Below are 14,252 nucleotides of genomic sequence, written 5' to 3'. Positions count from 1 at the left end.
CTTGCGAGCGCCAGACCCGCAGTCTTGAGGGGCTGCTGTGCCAAAACGTCGTTGGGTGCCATCCAGCCGATTTGGCAGAGTTTCCCTTTAGTACGCCTTATGAGAAACGCATTGAACCTTGCGTGTTGGTGCTGAAACGTTTTTCTACAAGACGGCTATCCACTTGATATACCCATGAAGCGTCACGGGTCAGAGGCACCCTCGGCATGATCGAACTCGAACAAGAAGATCCTATCCCGCAAGGCGATCTCGCCCTGCAAATCACCGCGCTCCCACGTGAAACCAACGGTTTCGGCGACATCTTCGGCGGCTGGCTGGTCTCGCAGATGGACCTGGCCGGCACCGCCATGGCCAGCAAGGTCGCCGGTGGACGCGTCGCCACCGTGGCCATTGATCGCATGGCGTTCCTGGTGCCCGTGGCCGTGGGCGCACAGTTGTCCTTTTATACCCAGGCCCTGGAAATCGGCCGCAGCTCGATCCAGATGATGGTCGAAGTGTGGAGCGACGACCCGCTGTCCAGCGAGTGGCGCAAGGTCACCGAAGCGGTGTTTGTGTTCGTCGCCATCGATGGCAGCGGCCGCACGCGCTCGGTGCCGTCCCGCGCGCGTTAAACCTCGCCGGGTTTTCACGGTCAATTGCCCATTGCCTGCCATTGAGAGTGCTGTGTATGCCTACGCCCCACGTTGAAAGCGTGAAAATCGACGAGCTGGACTGCTGGCGCATCCGCCACAACGGCGCCGAACTGATGGTGGCCCGACAGGGCGCGCATATCTTCAGTTACCAACGTGCAGGCGAGCAGCCGTTGATCTGGCCGAACAAGGCCGCCGTGTTCAAGACAGGCAAAGGCATTCGTACCGGCGTGCCGGTGTGCTGGCCCTGGTTTGGCGTGTTTGACCGCAATCCGCAGAGCGTCAAGGCGATGTGCCAGAGCGACCAGCCGGCCGGCGCCCACGGTTTTGCGCGTACCGCGCTGTGGGAATTGGCCGCAAGCGAACATCAAGGCGAGACCTTGCGCGTCGACCTGGTGTTGCCGGTGCCGGCGGGTGGTTTCCCTGGCTGGCCCCATCAGGTCGACCTGAAGCTGAGCCTGCTGCTCGACGACCAACTGCATATCCGCCTGACCAGCCACAACCGTGGCACCGACACCGTGACGCTCAGCCAGGCGCTGCATACCTACTTCGCGGTGAGCGATGTGCGCAATGTGCAAGTCGAAGGCCTGGACGGCACCGCGTATATCGATACCACCGATGGCTGGACCGAAAAGACCCAGGCCGGCCCGCTGCACTTCACCGCCGAGACCGACCGCATCTACCTCGACACGCCCGCGCAGTTGAGCATCGTCGATAACGATTGGCAGCGCCGCATCCAGCTGACCGCCGATGGCTCGCGGTCGACCGTGATCTGGAACCCCTGGACCGAACGCGCCAAGGCCTTCGACGACATGGCCGACGACGGCTGGCAGGGCATGGTGTGCATCGAGACGGCGAATGTGCTGGGTGATGTGGTGACGCTGGCCCCAAGCGAAAGCCACACACTGGGCGTGAGCATCGCCAGCACCACGCTGTAAACCCGATCAACATGTGGGAGGGGGCTTGCTCCCGATAGCGGCCTATCAGCCACAAATGTGCTGACTGACCCTCTGCTATCGGGAGCAAGCCCCCTCCCACATTGTTACGTGTTGGGTTTTAGAGATCCGACTCCTTTACAGCCCGCACCTTCGCCGCATCCAGCGCATACGCCGCATCAGCCAGGTCGTTGTTGACCGTCTCCACCTTCAGCGTGCCCGTGACCCACAGCGGCGTGTAGATATCATCCAGCTTCAGCCCCTTGGGATAGCGCACCAGCACCAGTTGGTTGGGCGGCGGTGGCGGCACGTGGATGCAGGCGCCTGGGTACGGCACCAGGAAGAACAACGTGCTGCGGCCCTTGGCGTCGGTTTCCAATGGCACCGGGTAACCGCCGATACGGATGTTCTTGCCATTCATGGCGGCCACGGTCTTGGTGGAATACATCACCGCCGGCAACCCCTTGCTCTGCTTCAAGCCACCTTTGTCGGTAAAGGTGCCCTGGGCTTCGGGGGAGTTGTGGTCGATTTCCGGCATTTGTTCGAGGGCTTTCTGGTCCGACAACGGCATCAGGTCGAGCCAGTCGGTTTCCGGCAGTTCGCCAGCATGAGCCAGGCCTGAGCCCAGCAGGAGAAATATCAAGAGGAGACGGCGCATGGAGGAGCTCGACAAGGTAAACAGTGCCGGCATTCTAGCCCTCTGCGCCGGCGCGGCGCAGAGGACTTTATCGATCTCGGTCAGTTCTTTTTGATCAGGCCGTAAATCACCAGCAGGATGATTGCGCCGACCAATGCGCCGATGAAGCCCGCGCCCTGGCCTGCATGGTAGATACCCAGCGCCTGACCGCCATAGGTGGCGGCAAGGGAGCCGGCGATACCCAGCAGGATGGTCATGATCCAGCCCATGCTGTCGTCGCCGGGCTTGAGGAAACGCGCCAGCAGGCCGACGATCAGGCCGATAAAGATGGTTCCGATGATACCCATGGCATTTCCCTCTGATTGAATGTGAGTCATGAAAAAGCCTGGCCAGGCTTGATCATCCTGCAATCAGAGAGACGGCGGGCACCAATGGTTCCCGCCGCCCCCAAGGATTATTGCTCGGCGATCAACGCCTCGACCTTGAGGATCTGCGCTTGCAGCGTCGCACGATCCTGGCAACGCAGGTTGGCGTGGCCGACCTTGCGCCCGGTCTTGAACGCCTTGCCATAGTGGTGCAGGTGGCAGTCGTCGATGGCGATGACTTTCTCAACCGGCGGTACCACACCGATGAAGTTGAGCATGGCGCTCTCGCCCACCTTGGCCGTGGAGCCCAGTGGTAAGCCCGCCACCGCGCGCAGGTGGTTTTCGAACTGGCTGCACTCGGCGCCTTCGGTGGTCCAGTGCCCGGAGTTGTGCACCCGCGGGGCGATTTCGTTGGCTTTGAGGCCACCGTCGACTTCAAAGAACTCGAACGCCATCACGCCGACATAATCCAGCTGCTTGAGCACCCGGCTGGAATAGTCTTCGGCCAAAGCCTGCAATGGATGATCGGTGCTGGCCACGGACAGCTTGAGGATGCCGTTGTCGTGGGTGTTGTGCACCAGCGGGTAGAAACGGGTTTCGCCATCGCGGGCACGCACGGCGATCAGCGAGACTTCGCCGGTGAACGGCACGAAGCCTTCCAGCAGGCAGGCCACGCTGCCCAGTTCGGCGAAGGTGTCGACCACATCGGCAGGGGTGCGCAGGACTTTCTGGCCCTTGCCGTCGTAACCCAGGGTGCGGGTTTTCAACACAGCCGGCAGGCCGATGCTGGCGACGGCGGCCTCCAGGTCTGCCTGGGACTGGATATCGGCGAACGCCGGCGTCGGGATGCCCAGGTCCTTGAACATGCTCTTTTCGAACCAGCGGTCACGGGCGATGCGCAAGGCTTCGGCGCTCGGGTATACCGGCACGAACTGCGAAAGGAAGGCCACGGTTTCGGCCGGAACGCTTTCGAACTCGAAGGTCACCAGGTCGACTTCGTCGGCCAGTTGGCGCAGGTGGTCCGGGTCGCTGTAGTCCGCACGCAGATGTTCACCCAATGCGGCCGCACAGGCGTCCGGCGCCGGGTCCAGGAACGCGAAGTTCATCCCCAGTGGCGTTCCCGCCAGGGCCAGCATGCGACCCAGTTGGCCGCCACCGATTACACCGATTTTCATGGTCAACAACCTCAGGCGATACGTGGGTCTGGATTGTCCAGCACGCTTTCTGTCTGCTCGGCACGGAATTTTTTCAGCACCGCGTGGAACTGCGGGTGCTTGGCGCCCAGGATGCTGGCGGACAGCAACGCGGCATTGATCGCGCCGGCCTTGCCGATCGCCAGGGTGGCCACCGGGACACCGGCCGGCATCTGCACGATGGACAACAGCGAATCCACACCCGAGAGCATCGACGACTGCACCGGCACACCGAGTACCGGCAGGTGGGTCTTGGCCGCACACATGCCTGGCAGGTGCGCCGCACCGCCGGCACCGGCGATGATCACCTCGATGCCACGGGATTCTGCTTCATCGGCATACTGGAACAGCAAGTCCGGGGTGCGGTGGGCAGAGACCACTTTCACTTCATACGGAATGCCGAGTTTTTCCAGCATATCGGCGGTGTGGCTAAGGGTGGACCAATCGGACTTGGAGCCCATGATCACGCCAACCAATGCACTCATCGTCGTGCCTCTTCTCTCTGGGCGCCCGCAGGCGCGTCAAAAAACAACAAGCCACGCGGGAAATCCGGCGTGGCTTGGTGTACGAAATTTGGCCGGTTGGACCGGCCGAAGGCCGCGCAGTATACCGTAATAACGCAGATAAACAGCCCCTCGGATGACCATCTGTCGAGCGGCGCAAACCGGCGACTTTATTGACTTAAGAGTCAGCCAATGCAGCACAAAATCCTGCGGGAAGGGGCTTGCTCCCGATAGCGGTGTATCAGGCACTAATAGGTCGCTGAACCACCGCTATCGGGAGCAAGCCCCCTCCCACATTTGATCAGTGTTGCACTCAGGTATTCTGCGCAGCGCCGCCTTCCAATTTGCGCCACAACAACCGCACATTCGCCTTGCGCACCAGGGCACAGCGATACAGACGGATCTCCAGCGGCACATGCCACTGCGGCCCGCCGCACACCACCAGTTCGCCCCGCGCCAGTTCCGCACGCACGCTCAGCTGCGGCACCCAGGCAATGCCGAGGCCTTCGAGGGCCATGCTCTTGAGGCTGTCGGCCATGGCGGTTTCGTACACGGTGGTAAACCGCAGCGCGCGCTGGCGCAGCAGCAGGTGCACCGAACGTCCCAGGAATGCCCCGGCGCTGTAGGCAAGCAGCGGCACACTGCCCTCGCCTTCCAGGTCGAACAGCGGCTTGCCGTCGGCATCGGCGGCGCAGACCGGGAGCATTTCGGTGTTGCCCAGGTGCAGCGAAGGGAAGATCTCGGCGTCCATCTGCATCGCCGCGTCCGGGTCGTAGAACGCCAGCATCAGATCGCAACCGCCTTCGCGCAGGGCATGCACGGCGTCGCCGACGTTGGTGGCGACCAGCCGTGTGGCGATGTTCAGCCCTTCGTTGCGCAGTTGCGCGATCCAGCGCGGGAAAAAGCCCAGCGCCAGCGAGTGCGCCGCCGCCACTTGCATGACTTCGCCCTGCCCGCCTTCCAGGTGATGCAAATGGCGCAACACTTCGCCGAGCTGCTCGACCACCGTGCGCGCAGTCACCAGGAACAACTGCCCCGCCGCCGTCAGTTCCACCGGCGTGCGCGAGCGGTTGACCAGGGTCAGGCCCAGGGCAGCTTCAAGGCTGCGGATACGACGGCTGAATGCCGGCTGGGTGACAAAACGCCGTTCCGCCGCTTGGGAAAAACTGCGCGTCGCCGCCAGGGCGCTGAAGTCTTCCAGCCATTTGCTTTCAAGGTTCATTACTTCCTCCCACGGGTATGCACCCTTTTGGTACATACGCCCGCCATGATAACCGGGTCACGCGCACATTATGCCGTTTGTGCATAGGCCAGTGCTTAACAGCATTGGCCCAAAAACGCCCACAAGCCTAGCATTCGCAGCGTTCCGGCCAGTTCCGGGTCCATATCGAGATGATTTCCGTCATGTCCTCCGCTGCATCATTCCGCACAGAAAAAGACCTGCTTGGCGTACTCGAAGTACCTGCCCAAGCGTATTACGGCATCCAGACCCTGCGAGCGGTAAATAACTTCCGCCTCTCGGGCGTTCCGATTTCGCATTACCCGAAACTGGTGATCGGCCTGGCCATGGTCAAGCAGGCAGCCGCTGATGCCAACCGCGAGCTGGGCCAGCTCAGCGACGCCAAGCACGCGGCCATCAGCGAAGCCTGTGCCCGCTTGATCCGCGGCGATTTCCACGAAGAGTTCGTGGTGGACATGATTCAAGGCGGCGCCGGCACTTCAACCAACATGAATGCCAACGAAGTCATCGCCAACATCGCGTTGGAGGCCATGGGCCACAACAAGGGCGAATACCAGTACCTGCACCCGAACAACGACGTGAACATGGCGCAGTCGACCAACGACGCCTACCCGACCGCGATCCGCCTGGGTCTGCTGCTGGGCCACGACGCGCTGCTGGCCAGTCTCGACAGCCTGATCCAGGCGTTCGCCGCCAAGGGTGTCGAGTTCAACCATGTGCTGAAAATGGGCCGCACCCAATTGCAGGACGCCGTGCCGATGACCCTCGGCCAGGAATTCCGCGCCTTCGCCACCACCCTCGGTGAAGACCTGGCCCGCCTGAAAACCCTGGCGCCGGAGTTGCTCACCGAAGTGAACCTGGGCGGTACCGCCATCGGCACCGGCATCAACGCCGACCCGCGCTACCAGGCCCTGGCCGTCCAACGCCTGGCGGTGATCAGCGGCCAGCCCGTGGTCCCGGCAGCTGACTTGATCGAAGCCACCTCCGACATGGGTGCCTTCGTACTGTTCTCCGGCATGCTCAAGCGTACCGCGGTGAAACTGTCGAAGATCTGCAACGACTTGCGCCTGCTGTCCAGCGGCCCACGCACCGGCATCAACGAGATCAACCTGCCGGCCCGCCAGCCTGGCAGCTCGATCATGCCCGGCAAGGTCAACCCGGTGATCCCGGAAGCCGTCAACCAAGTGGCCTTCCAGGTGATCGGCAACGACCTGGCCCTGACCATGGCGGCCGAAGGCGGCCAACTGCAGTTGAACGTGATGGAGCCACTGATCGCCTTCAAGATCTTCGACTCGATCCGCCTGCTGCAACGGGCCATGGACATGCTGCGCGAACACTGCATCGTCGGCATCACCGCCAACGAAGCGCGCTGCCGCGAACTGGTGGAACACTCCATCGGCCTGGTCACCGCACTGAACCCGTACATCGGCTATGAAAACGCCACCCGCATCGCGCGTATCGCCCTCGAAAGCGGCCGCGGCGTGCTGGAACTGGTGCGCGAAGAAGGCTTGCTCGACGACGCCATGCTCGACGACATCCTGCGCCCCGAAAACATGATTGCCCCACGTTTGGTGCCGCTGAAGGCCTAAACGTTGATTGCACCGCTCACCAGGTCGAGGGACTAGACACCTCTCACCTTTTGAGGGCCTGAAGACTCGTTCTCCAGGCCCTTTTTTTGCCTGTAGAAACGAGCCTGCCCGCGAAAACCCCAAGGACGCCGCGCAGATTCAGGATCCCCGCATCATCACCGACGTTCTTCATCGCTGAAACCTTTAATCAGCTCAGGAAGACGGATCACGTTCGCCTAGGTATAGTGCCGCCCCTCTTCGCGCCAGCGGCCGTCGGTAACGAGGCCCGCAACAGCGCGAAACCGCATGAATAACAACACCCGCAAAAGGATTGGGTCGAACCGTCGCGCACTGCCTGGTGCCCAGCGACAGCGTCGAACCGTCCTGCGTTTGCCATTAGAAAAATCAGCGAGGAACACTCCATGCTCGAAGTCATCAACGGCTTCCTCTCCGGGAAAGTCCTGATCGTGCTCATTGTCGGGCTCGGTGGCTACTTCACGATTCGCTCGCGTTTCGTTCAGTTGCGTCACTTTTTCCACATGTTTTCGGTGTTTCGCGACAGCCTGAAAAACAGTTCCGACCAGCTCAGTTCGTTCCAGGCGCTGATGCTCAGCCTCGCCGGCCGTGTCGGTGCCGGTAACATTGCGGGCGTCGGCATTGCCGTGACCCTGGGCGGCCCGGGTGCCGTGTTCTGGATGTGGGTCACCGCCCTGGTGGGCATGTCGTCGAGCTTTATCGAATGCTCCCTCGGCCAGTTGTACAAGCGCACCGACGCCGAAGGCACCTTCCGTGGCGGTCCGGCCTATTACATCCAGTACGGCCTGCACAAACGCGGGCTGGCGATGCTCATGGCGTTCCTGCTGCTGGTCACCTTCGGCTTTGCCTTCAACGGCTTGCAAGCCCACGCCGTGACCCACTCGCTGAACAGCGCCTTTGGCCTGGACACCACCTACACCGGTCTTGCGCTCGCGGCCTTGCTGGGCCTGGTGTTCATCGGCGGGATCAAGCGCATCGCCTCGATCGCCGACCTGCTGGTGCCGGTCAAGACCCTGATCTACATCGCCGTGACCCTGTACGTGATCGTGCTGCAGTTCGACCACGTGCCGGCCATGCTCGCGACCATCGTCAAGAGCGCTTTCGGCCTCGACCAAGCCTTCGGCGGCCTGGTGGGCAGCGCGATCATCATGGGTGTGAAGCGCGGCGTGTTCGCCAACGAAGCCGGTCTGGGCAGTGCGCCTAACGTGGCCGCCGTCGCGTCGGTGGAACACCCGATCGCCCAGGGTGTGGTGCAAGCGTTCAGCGTGTTCCTCGACACCTTCGTAATCTGCACCTGCACCGCGCTGCTGATCCTGCTCTCCGGCTTCTACACCCCAGGCTTCGAAGGCGATGGCATTGCCCTGACCCAGAACTCCCTGGCCGCCGTCGTCGGTGACTGGGGCCGCATGTTCATCTCGGTGGCCCTGGCGTTATTCGTGTTCACCTCGATCATGTACAACTACTACCTCGGCGAGAGCAACCTGCGCTTTTTGGTCGGTAACAACCGCTGGGTGCTGATGGGCTATCGCGTGCTGGTACTGGCGCTGATTTTCTGGGGTTCCATTCAGAACCTGAGCACCGTGTTCGCCTTCGCCGACATCACCATGACCCTGCTGGCGTTCGTCAACCTGTTCGCCCTGGCGTTCCTGTTCAAGATCGCCATGCGCATCCTGAACGACTACGACAACCAGCGCGCGGCGGGCATCAAGACCCCGGTGTTCGACTCCAGCCAGTTCCCCGACCTGGATCTGGACCGCAAGGCCTGGCCGGCCAATCCGGTGCAACCGCAAGCGGCCCCAGCGGCTGAACTGAACGCTCAAGTACAACGCTGAGCGTAGGCAGATGACACGCCGCCCGGCCTTGGGCATGCTCTGGGCCCGGCGGTGTTTTTCGTTCAGGAGAGTCTTCAATGCAATCAGCCAACCACGTCATGGTGCTCTATACCGGCGGCACCATCGGCATGCAGGCCAGCGCCAACGGCCTGGCTCCCGCATCCGGTTTTGAAGCGCGCATGCGCGAGCAGCTTGCCGACGCTCCCGTGCCGGCCTGGCGCTTCCGGGAAATGTCGCCGTTGATCGACAGCGCCAACATGACCCCCGCCTACTGGCAACACCTGCGCAGCGCCGTGGTCGAGGCGGTGGACGAGGGCTGCGACGCGGTGCTGATCCTCCACGGCACCGACACCCTGGCCTACAGCGCGGCAGCCATGAGTTTCCAACTGCTGGGCCTGCCGGCACCGGTGGTGTTTACCGGTTCGATGCTGCCTGCCGGCGTACCCGACAGCGATGCCTGGGAAAACGTCAGCGGCGCCCTGACCGCATTGGGCCAGGGCCTGGCCGCGGGCGTGCACCTGTTCTTCCACGGCGCGCTGATGGCCCCAACCCGCTGCGCGAAGATCCGCAGTTTCGGTCGCCACCCGTTCGCCGCACTGCAGCGCAACGGCGGCGTGGCCAAGGCCGAAACGCTGCCCACCGCCCTGGATTACCGTCAGCCCAAAGCCCTGGCCAACGTCGGCGTGTTGCCGCTGGTGCCGGGCATCGCCGCCGGGCAACTGGATGCGCTGATCGACAGCGGCGTCCAGGCACTGGTGCTCGAATGCTACGGCAGCGGCACCGGGCCCAGCGATAACCCGGCGTTTCTCGCCAGCCTCCAGCGCGCGCAGGATCGGGGCGTGGTGGTGGTGGCGATCACCCAATGCCATGAAGGCGGCGTGGAACTGGACGTGTACGAAGCCGGCAGCCGTCTGCGCGGCGTGGGCGTGTTGTCCGGCGGCGGCATGACCCGCGAAGCCGCGTTCGGCAAGCTCAATGCCTTGATCGGCGCCGGGCTGGCCAACGCCGAGATTCGCCGCCTGGTCGAACTGGACCTGTGCGCCGAGTTGAGCTGAACGTCAATACCTAGTCAGGTCGGTGCCCACGGCATGGGAATTGCTCGTTCCAGGCATCATTGGCTGGGATCGGACCCTATGCTGCACTCGCACCTGACCACCCTTAACGCCGTCTCACTGGTGCTGGAGGCGTTCAGCCCCCAGGGCATCGGCCCTGAGGTGCTGTTGGCCGGCAGCGGCATTGCCGCGGCGGACTTGCACCAACCCGATACACGCATCACCACGCGCCAGGAGATGCGGGTGTGCGCCAACGCCGTGGCCCTGCGCCAGGACATCGGCCTGGAACTGGGCCAGCGCATGCATGTGTCGGCCTACGGCATGCTCGGTTATGCCCTGCTCACCAGTGCCACCTTCGGTGACGCTTTGCGCCTGGCCCTGCGCTATCCGGCGCTGCTGGGAACACTTTTCGAGCTGAGCCTTGAAGAAGACGGGCAGCGGGTCTGGTTCACGGCCAGGGATTATCGCGAAGAGCCGTCGCTGGCGGCGTTCAATATCGAGCTGTGCCTGACCTCGCTCAAAGTCATCTGCGATGACTTGCTCGGTCGCCCGCTGCCATTGTCGGGCGCGCGCTTCGACTACCCGGCGCCGGCCTACCAGGCGCGCTATGGCGAACGCTTCGCCTGCCCTGTGCACTTCGAAGCCGACCGCAATGCCTTTGCCTTCGACCGCCAGTGGCTCGATCAACCGCTGCCCCTGGCCGACGCCGTCACCCATCGCGCCATGGCCGAGCGTTGCCGCAAGCAGAACACCGAGTTCACCGGACGCCAGGCATGGCTGGGACGCGTGCGTCAGCGCCTGGCCACGCAGTTGCACGCCGCGCCGGGCCTGGACCGGCTGGCCGAACAACTGAACTGCTCGTCGCGCACCTTGCGCCGGCATCTGCACGACCTGGGCAGCAGCTATCAGGAATTGCTCGACGAGCTGCGCTTCGAGCAGGCCAAGCAGTGGCTGGCCGAAGACGCGATGCCCATCCACTGCATCGCGGAGCGCCTGGGTTTCAGCGAAACCGCCAGTTTCCGCCACGCCTTCGTGCGCTGGAGCGGGGTCGCGCCGAGCCAGTTCCGGCCCTGAGCCGCCACGAACGGGCGGGGTGAATACGGACAGTGCCTTTGGCCATATCCATCCCCTTTTGGCCGCTCCTGCCGTTCTCTCGCCGCGCTGGCGACGCAACACTGCAAGGCACCGACTCACGCCTGCGAGAACAACAATATGCTGACGATCTACTCGGACGATCACCATCTGCACCATGGCCGCTGCGAACTGATGGACGGGCAACTGATGCCCTGTTTCGAAATGCCCTCCCGCGCCGACCATGTGCTGCAACGGGTCAAGGATCGCGAACTGGGCCCGGTGCAAGCGCCGGAGGACTTTGGGCTGGCACCGCTGCAACGCATCCACAGCCGCGACTATCTGGACTTTTTCAAAGGCGCCTGGGAACGCTGGACCCACTTCGGCCAGGACGGCGACCTGCTGCCCTACACCTGGCCTGCGCGGACCTTGCGCCAGGTATTGCCCACCAGCCTGCACGGCCAGTTGGGTTATTACAGCTTCGATGGCGGCGCGCCGATCACCGCTGGAACCTGGCAGGCCGCCTACAGCGCCGCGCAAGTGGCACTGACCGCGCAACGGGCGATCCAGCAAGGCGCGCCGGCGGCATTCGCCCTGTGCCGGCCGCCAGGACACCATGCCGCCGGTGATCTGATGGGGGGTTATTGCTACCTCAACAACGCGGCCATCGCGGCCCAGGCCTTTCTCGATCAAGGTCACGCCAAGGTCGCGATCCTCGATGTGGATTACCACCACGGCAACGGCACCCAATCGATTTTCTACGCGCGCAACGACGTGCTCTTCACCTCCATCCACGGCGACCCGGCGGCGGAATTTCCGTTTTTCCTGGGCTATGCCGATGAGCGCGGCGAAGGCGCCGGCGAAGGCTTCAACTTCAATTACCCGCTGCCGGCCGGTTCCGGCTGGGAGCGCTGGAACGCGGCGCTGGAAAGCGCCTGCGCCGAGATCGACCGCCACGGCGCCGATGTGGTGGTGGTCTCGCTCGGCGTGGATACGTTCAAGGATGACCCGATCTCGCAGTTCAAGCTCGACAGCCCGGATTACCTGGCCATGGGGCGGCGCATCGCTCAGTTGGGCAAGCCGACGCTGTTCGTGATGGAAGGCGGTTATGCGGTGGAAGAAATCGGCATCAATGCCGTCAACGTTCTCGAAGGTTTTGAAGGGGCTAATCAATGAAGATGCTCAAGTCACTCGTGCTCTGCGCGGCCGTTCTCGGCGGCGCGGCCCACGCCGAAGAAAAAACCCTGCGGGTCTACAACTGGTTCGACTACATCACCCCCAAGGCCCTGGAAGACTTCAAGGCGCAGAACCCCTACGTCAAACTGGTGTACGACATTTTCGACACCAACGAAGCCCTGGAAGCCAAGTTGCTGACCGGCAACTCCGGCTATGACGTGGTGGTGCCGTCCAACGTGTTCCTGGCCAAGCAGATCGAGGCCGGCGTGTTCCAGCCCCTGGACCGCAGCCAGTTGCCCAACTGGAACCACCTCGATCCTAAGTTGATGAAGCTGATCGAAGCCAACGACCCCGGTAACAAATTCGCCGTGCCCTACATGTACGGCACCATCCTGATCGGCTTCAACCCGGCCAAGGTCAAGGCCGCGCTGGGCGACAACGCGCCAGTGGACAGCTGGGACCTGATCTTCAAGGAAGAGAACATCAGCAAGCTCAAGCAATGCGGCGTCGCCCTGCTCGACTCGCCATCGGAGATCCTGCCCCTGGCCCTGCAACACTTGGGCCTGGACCCCAACAGCAACAACCCCAAGGACTATGAAAAAGCCGAAGCGTTGCTGCTCAAGATCCGCCCCTACATCACCTACTTTCACTCCTCCAAGTACATGGCCGACATCGCCAATGGCGACATCTGCGTGGCGGTGGGCTACTCCGGCAGCTTCTCCCAGGCCGCCAACCGCGCCAAGGAAGCCAAGAATGGCGTGACCGTGGACATGCGCCTGCCCAAAGAGGGCGCGCCGATCTGGTTCGATATGCTCGCCATCCCCAAAGGCGCGAAGAACCCGCAGGACGCCTACGCCTTCATCAACTACTTGCTGCAACCCCAGGTGATCGCTCCGATCAGCGATTTCGTCGGTTACCCCAACCCGAACAAGGACGCCACCGATCAAGTCGACCCGACGATCCGCAACAACCCCAACCTGTACCCGACCGAAGCAGCGATGGCCACGCTCTACACCTTGAAACCGCTGGGTAAAAAGGCCGAGCGTGAAAGGACCCGGGCCTGGACCAAGATCAAATCGGGCACCTGACCGCCCCGTCACGCCGGGCTCAGACTAACTAATTACCCCTCTCGCCAGCCCCCGCCGCTTTACCTTTGCCCTCTGCAACGGCGCCGCCCTCCGGCGCCGTACCTCCCAAGGAAAGGCCCCTGAGCCCTCGACGCTCACGCCCGCCTTCATCTCCGCAAAGGATATGCATATGCCCGACCAACCGCTGGCCGACAGCTCGCCTGCCGCCCTTAACAATCGCCCACCCAGCACCTATGAACTCCTGACCCAACTGACCTCCGGCCCCACCAGCCGGGAAGTCGCCGCCGTCACACTGCGAGCGGCGCTCACGGCGCTGTACCCGAGCCTGGACATCGACCCGGACCTGGCCATGGTCGTCACGCCGAATTGGCGCATCTTCGATGATCGGGTCGTCCCCGCCCCGGCCTATGCCACCTCGCTCACCTCGGTGCTGGCACGCCAGACGCTGACCCCGGAACCGGTGATCTACCTCGACGGCGAACACTTCCTGACGCTGCAACCCGACGCCCAGCCCCCCGTGCATCTGCCGGTAAAAATCGACGCCATTGCGCGCATGCTCAACGAGCTGTCCGAACTGATGCTCGTCGCTTTCCAGGAGCAGTATCTGAAGTACTGGAACGCCTCCAATGGCATGGCCGGGCCGCGCTGGAGAGTGTTCGCCCAATCGCTGCGCAAGGTGTGGAATGTCACGGCGCGAGAGGGCTGGGACGAACACGACTGCGCCATGGCCCGCTCACTGTTCCATTTTCCCGAGCGCGCCGAACGCTCCGCCCAGGACCGCTACAACACCCACGCCTACCTGATCGACATCGATGCACTGCAAGGTGGCCAGACCGCCCACGTCGCCCTCATGGACATGGCCGTGCTGATTGGCGAACACGAACAGGGCAAGCGAATCCTGGTGTACTCACTGGTCTATGGCTAGGA

Annotated in this window: 14 protein-coding genes; 9 read left to right on the top strand and 5 right to left on the bottom strand. The window is 63.0% G+C overall.

What is annotated here, in order from left to right:
• Positions 1–206: 206 nt before the first annotated feature.
• Both BLR63_RS23120 and BLR63_RS23115 read left to right on the top strand, forming a co-directional pair.
• Positions 207–611 (top strand): acyl-CoA thioesterase, encoded by a 405-nt coding sequence (locus tag BLR63_RS23120; protein WP_010566936.1) that lies wholly within the window; start codon positions 207–209, stop codon positions 609–611.
• Positions 612–667: 56 nt separating this feature from the next.
• Positions 668–1,567 (top strand): D-hexose-6-phosphate mutarotase, encoded by a 900-nt coding sequence (locus BLR63_RS23115; RefSeq protein WP_010566935.1) that lies wholly within the window; start codon positions 668–670, stop codon positions 1,565–1,567.
• Between the two features lie 118 nt (positions 1,568–1,685).
• Here BLR63_RS23115 and BLR63_RS23110 read toward each other — a convergent pair whose 3' ends face one another.
• From BLR63_RS23110 to BLR63_RS23090, 5 genes are all read right to left on the bottom strand, one after another.
• Positions 1,686–2,222 (bottom strand): DUF3299 domain-containing protein, encoded by a 537-nt coding sequence (locus BLR63_RS23110; protein WP_010566934.1) that lies wholly within the window; start codon positions 2,220–2,222, stop codon positions 1,686–1,688.
• Positions 2,223–2,302: 80 nt separating this feature from the next.
• Positions 2,303–2,548 (bottom strand): GlsB/YeaQ/YmgE family stress response membrane protein, encoded by a 246-nt coding sequence (locus tag BLR63_RS23105; protein WP_010566933.1) that lies wholly within the window; start codon positions 2,546–2,548, stop codon positions 2,303–2,305.
• Between the two features lie 107 nt (positions 2,549–2,655).
• The gene (locus BLR63_RS23100) at positions 2,656–3,741 is read right to left on the bottom strand and encodes a 5-(carboxyamino)imidazole ribonucleotide synthase (protein WP_010566932.1); all 1,086 of its coding nucleotides are present in this window, start codon (positions 3,739–3,741) and stop codon (positions 2,656–2,658) included.
• Positions 3,742–3,752: 11 nt separating this feature from the next.
• A complete protein-coding gene (gene purE, locus BLR63_RS23095) occupies positions 3,753–4,244 on the bottom strand; it encodes a 5-(carboxyamino)imidazole ribonucleotide mutase (RefSeq protein ID WP_010566931.1) in 492 nt (163 codons plus the stop codon).
• Between the two features lie 331 nt (positions 4,245–4,575).
• Positions 4,576–5,484, bottom strand: a complete 909-nt coding sequence (locus BLR63_RS23090) for a LysR substrate-binding domain-containing protein (protein WP_010566930.1) — start codon at positions 5,482–5,484, stop codon at positions 4,576–4,578.
• Positions 5,485–5,666: 182 nt separating this feature from the next.
• Here BLR63_RS23090 and aspA point away from each other — a divergent pair, with 182 nt between their 5' ends.
• The 7 genes from aspA to BLR63_RS31960 all read left to right on the top strand — a co-directional run bounded on the left by aspA (position 5,667) and on the right by BLR63_RS31960 (position 14,250).
• Positions 5,667–7,091, top strand: coding sequence for an aspartate ammonia-lyase (gene aspA, locus BLR63_RS23085; RefSeq protein ID WP_010566929.1), 1,425 nt, complete (start codon positions 5,667–5,669; stop codon positions 7,089–7,091).
• 401 nt (positions 7,092–7,492) lie between these two features.
• Entirely contained in the window at positions 7,493–8,938 is a 1,446-nt protein-coding gene (locus BLR63_RS23080) for an alanine/glycine:cation symporter family protein (protein ID WP_010566928.1), read from the top strand.
• A 77-nt stretch (positions 8,939–9,015) separates the two neighbouring features.
• Positions 9,016–9,993 (top strand): asparaginase, encoded by a 978-nt coding sequence (locus tag BLR63_RS23075; protein ID WP_010566927.1) that lies wholly within the window; start codon positions 9,016–9,018, stop codon positions 9,991–9,993.
• A 78-nt stretch (positions 9,994–10,071) separates the two neighbouring features.
• Entirely contained in the window at positions 10,072–11,064 is a 993-nt protein-coding gene (locus BLR63_RS23070; protein ID WP_010566926.1) for an AraC family transcriptional regulator, read from the top strand.
• A gap of 138 nt (positions 11,065–11,202) precedes the next feature.
• Positions 11,203–12,237: a histone deacetylase family protein gene (locus BLR63_RS23065; protein ID WP_010566925.1), complete on the top strand. Its 1,035-nt coding sequence runs from the start codon at positions 11,203–11,205 to the stop codon at positions 12,235–12,237.
• Positions 12,234–13,325 carry a polyamine ABC transporter substrate-binding protein gene (locus BLR63_RS23060; protein WP_010566924.1) on the top strand — a complete coding sequence of 364 codons (1,092 nt, stop codon included), beginning with the start codon at positions 12,234–12,236 and terminating at the stop codon, positions 13,323–13,325. Before BLR63_RS23065 ends, BLR63_RS23060 begins: the two co-directional genes overlap by 4 nt.
• A gap of 169 nt (positions 13,326–13,494) precedes the next feature.
• Complete coding sequence (locus tag BLR63_RS31960; RefSeq protein ID WP_231998102.1) at positions 13,495–14,250, top strand: hypothetical protein; 756 nt, start codon at positions 13,495–13,497, stop codon at positions 14,248–14,250.
• Positions 14,251–14,252 lie beyond the last annotated feature (2 nt).

The sequence above is a fragment of the Pseudomonas extremaustralis genome (assembly GCF_900102035.1).
Lineage (GTDB): Bacteria > Pseudomonadota > Gammaproteobacteria > Pseudomonadales > Pseudomonadaceae > Aquipseudomonas > Aquipseudomonas extremaustralis.
Note: the sequence above shows the minus strand (reverse complement) of the source record. Positions and strands in the feature narration are given on the sequence as shown.